This window comes from Streptomyces sp. NPDC005925, assembly GCF_040638805.1.
In the GTDB taxonomy this organism is placed as follows: Bacteria; Actinomycetota; Actinomycetes; order Streptomycetales; family Streptomycetaceae; genus Streptomyces.
Genome location: NZ_JBEXVL010000004.1, coordinates 87,853 through 102,571, shown reverse-complemented (window position 1 = coordinate 102,571; position 14,719 = coordinate 87,853). Strand labels below are relative to the sequence as shown.

Annotated in this window: 10 protein-coding genes; all 10 read right to left on the bottom strand. The window is 74.6% G+C overall.

Going from position 1 to position 14,719, the window contains the following annotated elements:
* Nucleotides 1-55: 55 nt before the first annotated feature.
* Nucleotides 56-793: a TetR/AcrR family transcriptional regulator gene (locus ABZ354_RS07385; RefSeq protein ID WP_358653927.1), complete on the bottom strand. Its 738-nt coding sequence runs from the start codon at nucleotides 791-793 to the stop codon at nucleotides 56-58.
* Nucleotides 781-1,518 carry an enoyl-CoA hydratase family protein gene (locus ABZ354_RS07380; RefSeq protein ID WP_358653925.1) on the bottom strand — a complete coding sequence of 246 codons (738 nt, stop codon included), beginning with the start codon at nucleotides 1,516-1,518 and terminating at the stop codon, nucleotides 781-783. Before ABZ354_RS07380 ends, ABZ354_RS07385 begins: the two co-directional genes overlap by 13 nt.
* Nucleotides 1,515-3,086, bottom strand: a complete 1,572-nt coding sequence (locus ABZ354_RS07375) for a 4-coumarate--CoA ligase family protein (protein ID WP_358653923.1) — start codon at nucleotides 3,084-3,086, stop codon at nucleotides 1,515-1,517. Before ABZ354_RS07375 ends, ABZ354_RS07380 begins: the two co-directional genes overlap by 4 nt.
* Before the next feature lie 81 nt (nucleotides 3,087-3,167).
* A complete protein-coding gene (locus tag ABZ354_RS07370; RefSeq protein ID WP_358653921.1) occupies nucleotides 3,168-4,358 on the bottom strand; it encodes an acyl-CoA dehydrogenase family protein in 1,191 nt (396 codons plus the stop codon).
* Between the two features lie 67 nt (nucleotides 4,359-4,425).
* Nucleotides 4,426-6,306, bottom strand: coding sequence for a biotin carboxylase N-terminal domain-containing protein (locus ABZ354_RS07365; RefSeq protein ID WP_358653919.1), 1,881 nt, complete (start codon nucleotides 6,304-6,306; stop codon nucleotides 4,426-4,428).
* A gap of 11 nt (nucleotides 6,307-6,317) precedes the next feature.
* Nucleotides 6,318-7,916, bottom strand: a complete 1,599-nt coding sequence (locus ABZ354_RS07360) for a carboxyl transferase domain-containing protein (protein WP_358653917.1) — start codon at nucleotides 7,914-7,916, stop codon at nucleotides 6,318-6,320.
* Entirely contained in the window at nucleotides 7,913-9,631 is a 1,719-nt protein-coding gene (locus ABZ354_RS07355) for an acyclic terpene utilization AtuA family protein (RefSeq protein ID WP_358653915.1), read from the bottom strand. Before ABZ354_RS07355 ends, ABZ354_RS07360 begins: the two co-directional genes overlap by 4 nt.
* Nucleotides 9,628-10,422: a TIGR03084 family metal-binding protein gene (locus tag ABZ354_RS07350; RefSeq protein ID WP_358653913.1), complete on the bottom strand. Its 795-nt coding sequence runs from the start codon at nucleotides 10,420-10,422 to the stop codon at nucleotides 9,628-9,630. The genes ABZ354_RS07355 and ABZ354_RS07350 overlap by 4 nt, the downstream gene beginning before the upstream one ends.
* Nucleotides 10,423-10,725: 303 nt before the next feature.
* Entirely contained in the window at nucleotides 10,726-11,721 is a 996-nt protein-coding gene (locus tag ABZ354_RS07345; RefSeq protein WP_358653911.1) for an EamA family transporter, read from the bottom strand.
* Between the two features lie 114 nt (nucleotides 11,722-11,835).
* Nucleotides 11,836-14,718: an FAD-binding and (Fe-S)-binding domain-containing protein gene (locus ABZ354_RS07340; protein WP_358653909.1), complete on the bottom strand. Its 2,883-nt coding sequence runs from the start codon at nucleotides 14,716-14,718 to the stop codon at nucleotides 11,836-11,838.
* Nucleotide 14,719: the final 1 nt, after the last annotated feature.

Genomic DNA, 14,719 nt, shown 5'->3' with positions numbered 1-14,719 from the left:
CCCCTGACGGCTCGGTCCCTGCGGCTCAGCGTTCGACGCCTCAGTCCCTGGAGGCTCAGTCCCTGGCGGCTCGGCCGGAGGCTTCGTGGTCCAGCGCCTGATCCAGCAGTGCCGCCCACTGGGTGACCACGCGGTGGCGGCGGGCCGTGTCGTCGGTGAGCAGGTTGGCGAGGCCGAGGCCGCGGGCCATGTCCAGGAGCCCCTGGACGGTTTCGCGGACGCCGGGGCGGGACTCGTCGGCGCCGAGCAGTTCCACGGCGATCCGGTGGGTCTCGCGGCCGACGCGGGCTTCGAGCTCGGTGACGCGGGGGCCGAGCTGGGCCTCGTTGGAGGCGGCGACCCAGAGGTGGAGCGCGGCGCGGAACAGCGGCCCGGTGTAGAGGTCCACGAGGGCGGTGACGACGGCCCGGCGGTCCTGGGCCGTGCCCTCGGGGAAGAGGTCCCGCAGCGCGCCGGAGCGTTCCTCGGCGACGTACTCGACGGCCGCGGTGAACAGGTCCTCGCGGGTCGGGAAGTGGTGCTGGGCCGCGCCCCGGGACACTCCGGCCCGCTCGGCGACGGCGGAGACCGTCGAGCCCGCCCAGCCGTGCTCGGCGAGACAGGCCACGGCCGCTTCCAGCAGGCGCTGCCGGGTGGCCCGGCTGCGGTCCTGCTTGGGGACGCGGTCGCCGCCGGCGGTACGGTCGCCGCGGTCGCCGTCGGCGGCGGGTGCGTCCCGGCCGGCGCCGGGGGCTCCGTCGGCGGGGGTTCCGTGGTCGTCGGGGACGTGGGCGCCCGTGCTCACAGCACCCACGGGGGATCCCGTCGTTCGAGGAACGCCGTCATGCCCTCGCGGGCGTCGGCGGAGCCGAACAGCCGGGCGGAGAGCCCGGTCAGTCCGTCCGCGTCCCGGTCGAAGGCCTCCAGCACCCTGGCCGTGAGCAGCGCTTTCGTCGCGGCGAGGGCCTCGGGTGCGGCCCGGCGCAGCCCGTCGAGGACCGGGGCGAGTACGGCGTCGGCGTCGTCCCCGGCCGCCGTGAGCAGGCCGATGCGGGCGGCCTCGGCGGCGTCGAAGCGCTCGCCGGTGAGGTAGTAGCGGGTCAGCGCCCGCGGGTCGGTGCGCGGCAGCAGCGGCAGCGAGATCACGGCGGGCGCCACACCGATGCGTACCTCGGTGAAGGCGAAACTCGACGCGGTGGACGCCGCGGAGATGTCGCAGGCGGCGAGCAGGCCGAGGCCGCCGGCCCGGACATGGCCGGTGACGCGCGCGACGACGGGTTTGCGCAGTTCCACGATCTGCCGGAGCAGCGCGACCAGGGCCTTCGGGTCGGGCGGGTCGCGCAGGTCGGCGCCGGCGCTGAAGGTGGTGCCGTCGTGGGTGAGGACGACGGCCCGTACGGCGTCGTCGGTGCCGCTCGCGGTGAGTGCCTCGGCGAGTTCGCCGACGAGGGCGGCCGACAGGGCGTTGCGGTTGTGCGGCGAGTCGAGGGTGAGGGTGGTGATGCCGCGGTCGTGCGCGGCGCGGACGAGGCTCGTCATGCGGGGTCCTCCCTGAGCTGTCGGCGCAGGATCTTGCCGGTGGCGGCGCGGGGCACGGCGTCGACGAAGGTGACGCGGCGGACGCGTTTGTACGGGGCGACGCGCTCGGCGACGTACGTCATGACGTCGTTCTCGCCGAGGCCGGCGGCGGTGGGCCGGCGGACGACGTGGGCGTGCGGGATCTCGGCGCCGTTCTCGTCGTACGAGCCGACGACGGCGGCGTCGGCGATGCCGGGGTGGGTGAGCAGCAACGCCTCCAGTTCGGCCGGGGCCACCTGGTAGCCCTTGTACTTGATGAGTTCCTTGACCCGGTCCACGACGAACAGCCAGCCGTCCGCGTCGACGTGTCCGACGTCACCGGTGTGCAGCCAGCCGTCGGCGTCGATCATGGCGGCGGTGGCGTCGGGGCGGCCGAGGTAGCCCTTCATGACCTGGGGGCCGCGGATGAGGATCTCGCCGGACTCGCCGGGACCGAGGTCCCTGCCGGGGTCCTCCAGGGAGACGATGCGCATGTCGGTGCCGGCGACCAGCTTGCCCACGGTGCCGGGCGGGGACTCGCGCACGGCGTCGAGGGGCACGACGTGCGTGCCGGGCGACAGTTCGGTCATGCCGTAGGCCTGGGCGAGGGGCGGCAGGCGGAGCCGCTCGGCGCAGGCGGCGGCGAGCTTCGCGTCCAGCGGCGCGGCGGCGCTGATGACGTACCGCAGCGACGACAGGTCGTACTCGGCGACCAGCGGATGCTTGGCCAGGGCCAGCACGATCGGCGGGGCCACGTACAGGCCGGTGATGCGGTGGTTCTGGATCGCCGCGAGGAACGTCTCCAGGTCGAAGCGCGGCAGGACGACGACCGTGGCGCCGTGTCCGAGGGGCAGGTTCATGAGGGCGGTGAGGCCGTAGATGTGGAAGAACGGCAGCACGGCGAGGATGCGGTCGCCGGGGCCGGCGGAGATGGCCGGCTGGAGCTGGGCGAGGTTGGTGGCGATCTGCCGGTGGGTGAGCATCACGCCCTTGGGGGTGCCCGTGGTGCCCGACGAGTACGGCAGGACCGCGACGTCCTCGACGGGGTCGATGACGGGCCGCGGCTCGGGGGCGGTCGTGGCGAGCATGCCGGTCACGGAGCGGTGGCCGGGGGCGCTGTCGCACACGAAGATCTCGCGGACGCCCCCGGCGAGTTCGGCGGCGCGGCGTGCCGTGTCCAGCAGCGGCGAGACGGTGACGATCCAGCGCGCCGCCGAGTCCCGGAGCTGTTTGGCGAACTCGTCGGCGGTGGCGAGCGGGTGCACGGTGGTGACCGTGGCGCCCGCGCGCGTGGCGGCGTAGAAGACGGGCGGGAAGGCGATGGTGTTGGGGCTGTGCAGGGCCAGGACGTCGCCCTTGCGCACCCCGGCCTCGGCGAGACCGGCGGCCACGCGGCGGTGGAACCGGTCCACCTGCTGGTACGTGAGGGTCGTGCCGTCCGTGCCGTCGATGAGCGCGGGCGCGTCCCCGTACTCTGCCGCCCGGCCGAGCACGGCCTCGTGAATGGGCAGTTCCACGGGCTGGACGCCCGCGTACTCGCTGCGGAACATCGGTTCCTCCTCGCACGCCGTCGCGCTGGGACTGTTCGGTACGGCTCACCGGCCCGGCTTCCCTCACGTGCGGCCGGCGGTCTAGTACGACTTGGGCAGGCCCAGGGTCTGGTGGGAGACGTAGTTGAGGATCATTTCCCGGCTCACCGGGGCGATACGGGCCACGCGCGAGCCGGTGATCAGCGACGCGAGTCCGAACTCCCGGGTCAGGCCGTTGCCGCCGAGGGTGTGCACGGCCTGGTCGACGGCTTTCACGCACGCCTCGCCGGCCGCGTACTTCGCCATGTTGGCGGCCTCGCCCGCGCCGATGTCGTCCCCCGCGTCGTAGAGGTGGGCCGCCTTCTGCATCATCAGGCGGGCCAGCTCCAGGTCGATGTGCGCCTGGGCGAGGGGGTGTGCGATGGCCTGGTGGGCGCCGATGGGGGCCTTCCAGACGGTGCGTTCGCGCGCGTACTCGACGGCGCGGGCCAGCGCGTAGCGGCCCATGCCGATGGCGAAGGCGGCGGTCATGATCCGCTCGGGGTTGAGGCCGGCGAACAGCTGGAGCAGCCCCGCGTCCTCTTCCCCGCTGCCGGACGCGTGGGTGGTGCCGCCACCCACCAGCGCCTCGGCGGGCAGCCGTACATCGTCCAGGACCAGCTCGAACTGCTTCTCGGCGACGTGGAGCTCCATGTCGATGGGCTGCCGCCCGAAGCCGTCCGCGTCGCGCGGGACGATGAACAGGCAGGGCTTGAGCCTGCCGGTGCGGGCGTCCTCGGTGCGGCCCACGATGAGCGTCGCGTCCGCGTGGTCGACCCCGGACACGAACACCTTGCGGCCGGTCAGCAGCCAGTCGGCGCCGTCCCTGCGGGCGGTGGTGGTGATGCGGTGGCTGTTGGAGCCGGCGTCGGGCTCGGTGATGCCGAAGGCCATGGTGCGGGTGCCGTCGGCGAAACCGGGCAGCCAGGCGCGCTTCTGCTCGTCCGTGCCGAAGCGGGAGATCACCGTGCCGCAGATCGCCGGTGAGACGATCATCATCAGCAGAGGGCTGCCGGAGGCGCCGAGCTCTTCGAGGACGATGGAGAGTTCGGCTATGCCCGCGCCTCCGCCGCCGTATTCCTCCGGAAGGTTGACGCCCAGGTACCCGAGCCTGGCGGCCTCGTGCCAGAGCTCGGTGGGCTGGGCGCCCGCGTCCACCGTCTTCAGCATGTAGTCGCGGCCGTAGCGTTTGCCGAGGGCGGCCACGGCTTCCCGGAGAGCCTGGTGTTCTTCGGATTCGATGTGGGTGGTCATCCGTCTCCTTCGGGCTTTCCGTGGTCGGTGGTCGGGGGTGCCGCATGTCGGACACCGTCCCGCGCCGCTACGTCTCTCGCACTACCGCCAGCACCATGCCCGGCTGCACCTGCTGCCCCGGCTCCACGTGCAGGGCCGTCAGGATTCCCGTCGCCGGGGCCTCGACGCGGTGCTGCATCTTCATCGCCTCCAGCCACAGCAGCGGTTCGCCCGCCGTGACCGGTGAGCCCGCCGCCAGGCCCTCCGCCACCCGGACGACCGTGCCCGGCATCGGGGCCAGCAGGGAGCCCTGGGCGAGCCGGGCCGCCGGATCGGGGAAGCGGGGCAGGGCGGTGAGGGCGGTGGCGCCCACGTACACCTGGTCGCCGTAGCGGGAGACCGCGAACCTGCGGCGTACGCCGTCGATCTCCAGGACCACCGAGGCCGCGTCGGCGTGGACGACGCGCACGCCGTCGCAGTCGGCCGCCAGGCCCTCGCGGGTGTGGCGGTAGCGGACCTCGTGTTCCTCGCCGGCCATGGCGTACCGCTTGATCTGCGGCTGGGACGGGAGGTTGCGCCAGCCGCCGAACCGGGAGGCGGAGCGGGAGCGGGCGGAGCGGTCGTGGGCGTCGGCGAGGGCGGCGGCCAGGGGGGCGTACGGGTCGGGCGCGGGCTCGGTGAGGGCGCTGAGGTGGCGGTCGTAGAAGCCGGTGTCCATGCGGCCGGAGGTGAACTCCTCGTGCCGCAGGGAGCGGACGAGCAGGTCGCGGTTGGTGACCGGGCCGTGGACGACGGCGGCCTCCAGGGCGCCCGCGAGCCTGCGGATCGCCTGGGCCCGGGTCGGCGCGTGGGCGACGGCCTTGGCGAGCATCGGGTCGTAGTGGACGCCGATGTCGTCGCCGTCGGTGTAGCCGGTGTCGAGGCGTACGCCGGGACCGTCGGGGATCCGGAGGCGGTGCAGCCGGCCGGTCTGCGGGGCCCAGCCCGCGGCGGGGTCCTCGGCGTAGAGGCGGGCCTCGACGGCGTGGCCGCGCGGGCGTGGCGGTTCGGCGTCCAGGGCGTGTCCCTCGGCGACGGAGATCTGCAGGGCGACCAGGTCGATGCCGTACACGGCCTCGGTGACGGGGTGTTCGACCTGGAGGCGGGTGTTCATCTCCAGGAAGTGCGCGTGGCCGTCGGCGACGAGGAACTCGACGGTGCCCGCGCCGACGTAGCCGACGGCGCGGGCGGCCCGGACGGCGAGCGCGTACAGCTCGTCGGTGAGCCGCTCGCCCAGTCCCGGCGCGGGTGCCTCCTCGATGACCTTCTGGTGGCGGCGCTGGAGGGAGCAGTCGCGGGTGCCGAGCGGCCACACGGTGCCGTGCGCGTCGGCGAGGATCTGCACCTCGACGTGCCGGCCGCCCTCGACGTACGGCTCGACGAAGACCTCGCCGTCGCCGAAGGCGCTCTCGGCCTCGGCGCGGGCGGCCTCCCACTCTCCCGCCAGGTCGGTGAGTCGGCGTACGACGCGCATGCCGCGCCCGCCGCCGCCCGCCGCGGCCTTGACCAGTACCGGGAGGTCGGCCTCCGTGACGTCGGCCGGGGTCATCGACTTCAGGCCCATGAGTGCCTTGGCGCGGGTCTTGGACGCCATGGCCTCGATCGCCTCGGGAGGCGGGCCGATCCAGACCAGGCCCGCCTCCCGCACGGCGCGCGCGAAGCCGGCGTTCTCGGAGAGGAAGCCGTAGCCGGGGTGCACGGCGTCCGCGCCGGCCGCGAGCGCCGCCCGCACGATCAGGTCGCCGCGCAGGTACGTGTCGGCGGGCGCCGCGCCCGGCAGGCGTACGCCGCTGTCGGCCACCCGCGCGTGGAGGGCGTTTGCGTCGGCGTCCGAGTGCACGGCAACGGTCCGGATGCCCAGCTCACGGCAGGTGCGGAAGACGCGGCAGGCGATCTCGCCCCGGTTGGCGGCGAGGACAGAGGTGATCACTGGTAGGCCCCTCACATGCGGAAGACGCCGAAGCCGCCCCGAGCGCCCTGGTACGGGGCGGTGTGCAGGGCGGACAGGCACAGGCCGAGGACGGTGCGGGTGTCGCGCGGGTCGATGACGCCGTCGTCGTACAGCCGCCCCGACAGGAACATCGGCAGGGACTCGGACTCGATCTGCTGCTCCACCATGGCGCGCAGCGCGGCGTCGGCCTCGTCGTCGTAGGGCTGCCCCTTCGCGGCGGCGGACTGGCGGGCGACGATCGACAGGACGCCCGCGAGCTGCTGCGGGCCCATGACGGCCGACTTGGCGCTCGGCCAGGCGAACAGGAAGCGCGGGTCGTAGGCCCGGCCGCACATGCCGTAGTGCCCGGCGCCGTAGGACGCGCCCATCAGGACGGACAGGTGCGGGACGCGGCTGTTGCTGACCGCGTTGATCATCATGGCGCCGTGTTTGATGATGCCGCCCTGTTCGTACTCCGTGCCGACCATGTAGCCGGTGGTGTTGTGCAGGAACAGCAGCGGGATGTCGCGCTGGTTGGCGAGCTGGATGAACTGGGCGGCCTTCTGCGACTCCGCGCTGAAGAGGACGCCCTGGGCGTTGGCGAGGATGCCGACCGGGTAGCCGTGCAGGGCCGCCCAGCCGGTGGTCAGGCTCGTGCCGTACAGCGGCTTGAACTCGTCGAAGTCGGAGCCGTCGACGATCCGGGCGATCACCTCGCGCGGGTCGAACGGGGTCTTCAGGTCGCCGGGGACGATGCCGAGCAGTTCCTCCGCGTCGTACGCGGGCGGCTCGGCCGGGGCCGGGTCGGGGTACGCCTTGCGGTGGTTGAGGCGGGCGACGACGCGCCGCGCCTGCCTGAGGGCGTCCGGCTCGTCCACGGCGAAGTAGTCGGCGAGACCGGAGGTGCGGGCGTGCATCTCGGCGCCGCCCAGCGACTCGTCGTCGCTCTCCTCGCCGGTGGCCATCTTGACCAGCGGCGGCCCGCCGAGGAACACCTTCGCGCGTTCCTTGACCATGATCACGTGGTCGGACATGCCGGGGATGTACGCGCCACCCGCCGTGGAGTTCCCGAACACGACGGCCACGGTCGGGACTCCGGCCGCCGACAGCCGCGTGAGATCCCGGAAGATCGCGCCGCCGGGGATGAAGATCTCCTTCTGCGACGGCAGGTCGGCGCCCCCGGACTCGACGAGGCTGATGCAGGGCAGCCGGTTGGCGAGCGCGATGTCGTTGGCGCGCAGGGCCTTCTTCAGCGACCACGGGTTGGACGCGCCGCCCCGCACGGTCGGGTCGTTCGCGGTGATCAGGCACTCCACGCCCTCCACCACGCCGATCCCGGTGACGAGGGAGGCGCCCACGGGGTGGTCGCTGCCCCAGGCGGCCAGCGGCGACAGCTCCAGGAAGGGCGTGTCGGGGTCGAGGAGCAGCTCGACGCGTTCCCGGGCGAGCAGCTTGCCGCGCCCGCGATGCCGCTCGACGTATCTCGGGCCGCCGCCGGCCAGTGCCTTGGCGTGTTCGGTGTCGAGTTCGGCGAGCCTGGCGAGCATGGTGTCGCGGTTCGCGCGGTATTCGGGGGCGGCCGGGTCCAGGGCCGAGGGCAGGACGGTCACAGCAGGGCCTCCGGGATGTCCAGGTGCCGGGAGCGCAGCCATTCGCCGAGCGCCTTGGCCTGCGGGTCGAAGCGGTGCCGGGCGGCGACTCCGGCGCCGAGGATCCCCTCGACGACGAAGTTCAGGGCGCGCAGCCGCGGCAGCACGTGCCGTACGACGGTCAGCTCGCCGCTCTCCGGGATCAGCTCCCGGAACCGGTCGACGGTCAGCTCGTGCGCGAGCCACCGCCAGGCGTCGTCGCCGCGCACCCACACGCCGACGTTGGCGTTCCCGCCCTTGTCGCCGCTGCGGGCCCCGGCGACGAGACCGAGGGGGGCCCGCCGGGTGGGACCGCCGGAGAGCGGTACGGGCAGTTCCGGTTCGGGCAGGTCCTCCGGTTCACGGGTGGCGGAGGGCGGGGGTACGGCGCGACGAGTGCCGTCGGGCAGCACGGCCACGTGCTCGACGCGGCCCTGTTCGACGTGGGCCGCCTCGAAGACGCCGTACGGGCTGCCCTTCCCCGGCGGGGCGGTCACGTGGAAGCCGGGGTATCCGGCCAGCGCGAGCTCGACGGCCGCCCCGCTCAGCGCCCGCCCGACGACGTCCTGGTCGGGGTCGCGGGCGACGAGCCGCAGCAGCGCGCTCGCGGTCTCCTCGGTGGGCGCGTCGGGCCGGTCGGTGCGGACGAGGTCCCACCGCACCTCCTTCGGCGGCGACTTGGCGAGCGCTTCGGTCATCTGCTCCCGGGCCAGCGCGGCCTTGGCCTCGATGTCGAGCCCGGTGAGGACGAAGGTCACTTCGTTGCGGAAGCCGCCGAGCCGGTTGAGGCCGACCTTGAGGGTCGGCGGCGGCGCCTCACCGCGCACCCCCTCGACCCGCACCCGGTCCGGCCCGTCCTGGCTGAGCCGTACGGTGTCGAGGCGCGTGGTGACGTCGGGCCCGGCATACCGGGCGCCGCCCGTCTCGTACAGCAGTTGGGCGGTGACGGTGCCGACGTCCACGAAACCGCCGGTCCCCGGGTGCTTGGTGATGACGCAGGTGCCGTCGTCGTGGATCTCGGCGAGAGGGAAGCCGGGCCGGCGTACGTCGCGGCCGCCCTCGAGGAAGAACGAGTAGTTGCCGCCGGTGGCCTGCGGCCCGCACTCCAGGACGTGCCCGGCGACGACCGCGCCCGCGAGCCGGTCGTGATCGTCCGCCGGCCAGCCGAAGTGGGCGGCGGCGGGCCCGGTGACGAGGGCCGCGTCGGTCACCCGGCCGGTGACGACGACGTCCGCGCCGGCCCGCAGGCACTCCGCGATCCCGGATCCGCCGAGGTAGGCGTGCGCGGCGAGGGTGCCCGGGTACGCCCCGGCGAGGTTGTCGCCCTCGACGTGCGCGACGCGCAGCGGGACACCGACCCGCACGGCCAGCTTCCGGATCTCGTCGGCGAGCCCGGCCGGATTCAGCCCGCCCGCGTTGGAGACGATCCGTACGCCCCGCTCGTGGGCGAGGCCGAGGCACTCCTCCAGCTGCCGCAGAAAGGTGCGGGCGTATCCGGCGGACGGGTCCTTGAGGCGGTCCCGGCCCAGGATGAGCATGGTCAGCTCGGCGAGGTAGTCGCCGGTCAGGACGTCCAGTTCCCCGCCGGTGAGCATCTCCCGCATGGCGTCGAAGCGGTCGCCGTAGAAACCGGAGGCGTTGCCGACGCGGAGGGGCGGTGCCGGCCGGTGGGCGGGCGGGGCGGCCGGGGCGGTCACTCGGCGGCTCCCCGCGCGGGGCGGCCGTTGCCGGACGGCCCGGCGAAGGCCTGGGCGATGGAGAGCCACCGGTCGGCGTCGGAGCCCTCGGCCCGTACGGCGAGGTCGTCGCGGTGGGCGCGCTGTGTGACGAGGAGGCAGAAGTCGAGGGCGGGCCCGGTGACCCGTTGCGGCGCGTCCCCGGGGCCGTACGTCCACGGTTCGCCGCCGGGGCCGGTCAGTTCGACGCGGAACTCCTCGGCGGGCGGGGTGAGGCCGTGCACGTGGTACGCGAAGTCGCGGGTGCGGACCCCGAGGCGCGCGATGTGCCGGAGGCGGGCGGTGGGCGGCCGTGCGACGCCCAGCGCGTCGGCCACGTCCAGCCCGTGGGCCCACGTTTCCATCAGCCGGGCGGTGGCCATCGAGGCGGTGGCCATGGGCGGCCCGTACCAGGGGAACCGCGCGCCGGGCGGCGCGGCGCGCAGGGCGCTGTCCAGGGCGGTGCGCCCGGCCCGCCAGGTCTCCAGCAGCCGCGGGGCGGGCAGCCGCGCGCCTTCCTCCGCGCCGTCGTCGACGTAGCTGTCGGGTGCGGCGAGGGCCTCCTGGACCAGCGCGCGGAAGCGTTCCTCGTCCGTGACGGCCGCCAGGGCCGAACGGTCGGTCCACGCGAGGTGGGCGATCTGGTGCGCGATGCTCCAGCGCGGGGCGGGGGTGGCGAGGGCCCACTGCGCGGGCGTCAGACCGGCCACGAGCCGGTCCAGCTCCTCGCTCTCCTCACGCAGATCGTCGATCACGGGCGTCGGATCAGCCACGGTGCGCTCCCTCGGGGCACGACGGTGTGCGGGGCGGTGTGGGGAGGAGCATGGCAGCAGCGCGGGCCATAAACAAGCACGCGTGCTTGTATTCGCCGCGGGGCGGGGCGGGAGCCCGCAACTGCGGGGCCACCGGGCCGACCGCCCACCCGCGCACCCGCCCGCGCATCCGCCCGAGCCGCCACCCGGCCGTCCCGAAACAGGACCCCGCGCTACGGAGCCACCGGGGCCAACCGCCCGCCCGCGCCCCCGCCCGAGCCGCCGCCCGGCCGAAGCGGGACCCCGCACTGCGGGTCGACCGGGCTAGTTGTCCGCCCGGGTGCCCGCCCGGGCCGCCACCGGGTCGTCCTCAGCGGCGGCCTTCCGGCGTCCGACCTGTGTGCGCACCGCCCCCATGCTCGCCCCGACGACCAGGCCGATGGCCAGGATCTCCGTCGGCTTCAGGGACTGGCTCAGGACGAGGAAACCGGCCGTCGCCGCGAGGGCCGGTTCCAGGCTCATCAGGATGGCGAACGTCGACGCGGTCATGCGGCGCAGCGCCAGCAGTTCGAGCGTGTACGGCGTGACCGAGGACAGCAGCGCGACGGCCGCGCCGAGCCCGATCGTCGTGGGGTCGGTGAGCTTCGCGCCGGACTCCGCGATGCCCAGGGGCAGGGACAGCACGGCCGCCACCGTCATGGCCAGGGCGAGCCCGTCGGCCTGCGGGAACCTGCGTCCCGTACGCGCGCTGAAGATGATGTACGCCGTCCACATCGCGCCCGCGGCCAGCGCGAAGGCGACGCCCGCCGGGTCGAGGCCGCTGAAGCCTCCGCCGCCGAGCAGCACGACGCCGCCCAGCGCGAGCGCGGCCCACAGCAGGTTGATCAGGCGGCGGGTCGCGAGGACGGAGAGGGCCAGCGGGCCGAGGACCTCGAGGGTGACGGCCGGGCCGAGGGGGATGCGGTCGGCGGCCTGGTAGAAGAGGGCGTTCATGGCGCCCATCGCCGTGCCGAAGGCGACGACGGTGCCCCAGTCGGCGCGCGAATGGCCGCGCAGCCGGGGCCGGCAGACCACCAGCAGCACGACCGCCGACACCAGCAACCGCAGCGTGACGACACCCAGGGCGCCCGCTCTCGGCATCAGGCCGACGGCGAGTGAGGCACCGAACTGCACCGAGACGCCCCCGGCCAGCACCAGTCCCACGGGGCCCAGCGAACCCCAGCGGCCCGGGGCGCCGGGCGAGTTCGGGCCGTGGCCCGTAGTCGTCGCTGGGGCGGCCGGGGCCGGGGTGGGCGGGGTGGCGGCGCTGGGGGTGGTCACGGGTCGGGGCCTTCCGGGAACTCGGCGTCGCACGCGACGTCACGAAGACGGGCATGTCCAGCATGCTGCACTCGCCAGTACATGGCAATGGACTTTGCCGGGCGGGCGCCGCCCTCAATGATCCTGTTCCAGGGCGTGGGCCAGCACCTCCGCGAGGTGCCTGCCCCGCACCCCGGCGAGCTGTTCCAGCTGCGTGCGGCACGAGTACCCGTCGGCCAGGATCTCCGCCCCGGCCGGGGCGGACCGTACGGCCGGAAGCAACTGCTCCTCCGCGCAGGCCACGGAGACGTCGTAGTGGCCCTTCTCGAAGCCGAAATTCCCGGCGAGCCCGCAGCAGCCGCCCACCGGTTCGCCTGTGAGGCCCGCCGCGGCGCGCAGCCGGCGGTCGGCGGCGTCGCCCAGCACGGCGTGCTGGTGGCAGTGGGTCTGGCCGGTCACCGGCCGGTCGAGGCGGGGCGGGCTCCAGTCGGGGGCGAGACGCTCCAGCGCCTCGGCGAAGGTGACGACCCGGGCGGCGAGGCGTGCCGCGCGCGGGTCGTCGTGCAGCAGCTCGGGCAGGTCCGTGCGCAGGGCCGCCGCGCAGCTCGGTTCCAGGACCACCACGGGGGTGCCGGCTTCCAGCACGGGCGTCATCAGGTCGAGGGTGCGGCGCATGACGGTGCGGGCGTGATCGAGCTGACCCGTGGAGACGTACGTGAGTCCGCAGCAGACCCGGGGCCGGGGGCGCAGGAACGGCAGCGGGTCGAGGAGTCGCGACCGGCCGTCGCCCACGCGCGCCTGCCGGGGGTACAGCGTGGGCGGGAGGGCGACGCGCAGCCCCGCCGCCTCCAGCACCCGTACGGCCGCGCGGCCCACGGACGGCGACAGGTGCTCGGTGAACGTGTCGGGCCACAGGATGACGAGGGGCCCCCGAGCCGGGCCGGCCGGGCGCCGGCCGCGCCACCACCTCGTGAACGTCTCCCGCGCGAGCCGCGGGAGCGTCCGCTCGGGCGCGATGCCGCCGACCCGCCTGGCGAGCGCGGCGAGGGGCCGGACGGACCCGAGGGTGTTGACCGTCCCGGCCAGCCGCAGGGCCGCCGCCCAGCGCAGCCACACCGGCAGCCGCCCCATCGAGTGGTGTGAGGCGGGCCGGCGCCGCCCGGCGTAGTGCCGGTGCAGGAACTCGGCCTTGTACGTGGCCATGTCGACCCCGACCGGGCAGTCGGAGCGGCAGCCCTTGCAGGACAGGCACAGATCGAGCGCGTCCCGCACCTCGGTGGACGCCCAGCCGTCCCGGACGACCTCCCCGGCGAGCATCTCGTGCAGCAGCCGGGCGCGCCCGCGCGTGGAGTGCCGCTCCTCACCGGTCACCCGGAAGGACGGGCACATCACGGCAGAGCCGCCCGTCACCGACGTCGTACGGCACTTGGCGACGCCGACGCAGCGCCGTACGGCGGCGGAGAAGTCACCCCCGTCGGCGGGGTAGCCGAAGGCGACGTCGACCGGGCCGGGACGGTGGGCCAGGGACGCGAAACGAAGGTTGGCGTCCAGCGGGGCCGGGCGCACCAGCATCCCGGGATTCAGCAGGTCGTCGGGGTCCCACACCCCCTTGACCCGCTCGAACAGGGTCACCATGTCGACGCCGTACATCCGGGGCAGCAGTTCGGCGCGGGCCTGCCCGTCGCCGTGCTCGCCGCTCAGGGAGCCCCCGTGGGCGACGACGAGGTCGGCGAGTTCCTCGGAGAACCGCCGGAAGCGGGCGACCCCCGGGGCCGACAGCAGATCGAAGTCGATGCGCACGTGGATGCAGCCGTCGCCGAAGTGCCCGTACGGCGTGCCGCGCAGCCCGTGGCCGGCCAGCAGCTCCCGGAACGCGCGCAGGTACGGGCCGAGCCGGGCGGGCGGCACCGCGCAGTCCTCCCAGCCGGGCCAGGCCTCCGTGCCGTCCGGCATACGGGTCGCGGTACCGCTGGCGTCCTCCCGGATGCGCCACAGGGCACGCTGTGCGGCGGGGTCGGTCACGACCAGGGCGTCGAGCGCGTCGGCGGCCCGCACGATCGCCTCGGCGCGCGCGCGTGCCTCGCCGGGCGACCCGCCGCCGGTCTCCACGAACAGCCAGGCGCCGCCACGCGGCAGCGCACCCGCCTCCGGCTCGGGCACCAGGTCGGCGGCCATGCCCTCCACCGTGAGCGGCCGGTGCGGCAGCAGACCGTGGGCGGCCTCGGCCGCGGCGCTCTCGTCGGCGTACCCGAGCACGGCGAGCGCCCGCGCGCGGGGCGCGTCGACGAGCCGTACGACGGCCTCCGTGAGGATGCCGAGGGTGCCTTCGGAACCGCAGAAGGAACGGGCGACGTCGGCACCGTTCTCGGGAAGCAGGGCGTCCAGGGCGTACCCGGAGATACGGCGGGGCAGGTCGGGAAACCCGGTGCGCAGCCGCGCGAGTTCGCCGTCGACCAGCCGGCGCAGCCCCTCGGGGGTGCCCTCCCAGCCCTGCCGGAGCCTGAGCCGCTCGCCGCGCGCGGTGAGGACGGACAACTCCCGGACGCTGTCGGCGGTGGTCCCCCAGGCGACGGAGTGGGAGCCGCAGGAGTTGTTGCCGATCATGCCGCCGAGGGTGCAGCGGCTGTGGGTGGCGGGGTCGGGGCCGAAGCGCAGCCCGTGCGGCGCGGCGGCGTCCTGCAACCGGTCGAGTACGGCCCCGGGCTGCACGACGGCGGTCCGCGCGCCGGGATCGATCCCGAGCACCCGGTTCATGTGGCGGGTGAAGTCGAGGACGACGCCGGTGCCGGTGGCCTGCCCGGCGATGGACGTCCCGCCCCCGCGCGCCACGACGGGCACGCCCCGCTCCCGGCAGGCGGCGAGTACGGCCGCCACGTCGTCGGCGTCGCGCGGCGCGACGACGCCGAGCGGCACACGCCGGTAGTTGGAGGCGTCCATGGTGGTCAGCGCGCGGGCGGTGACGGAGAAGTCCACGTCGCCCCGCACCTGCGCGCGCAGTGCGCCCTCGAGATCGGTCATA

Coding starts and splice junctions, on each gene's coding strand:
- ABZ354_RS07380 (WP_358653925.1), bottom strand. CDS start 1,518: ATGACGAGCCTCGTCCGCGCCGCGCACGACCGCGGCATCACCACCCTC.
- ABZ354_RS07375 (WP_358653923.1), bottom strand. CDS start 3,086: ATGTTCCGCAGCGAGTACGCGGGCGTCCAGCCCGTGGAACTGCCCATT.
- ABZ354_RS07370 (WP_358653921.1), bottom strand. CDS start 4,358: ATGACCACCCACATCGAATCCGAAGAACACCAGGCTCTCCGGGAAGCC.
- ABZ354_RS07340 (WP_358653909.1), bottom strand. CDS start 14,718: ATGACCGATCTCGAGGGCGCACTGCGCGCGCAGGTGCGGGGCGACGTG.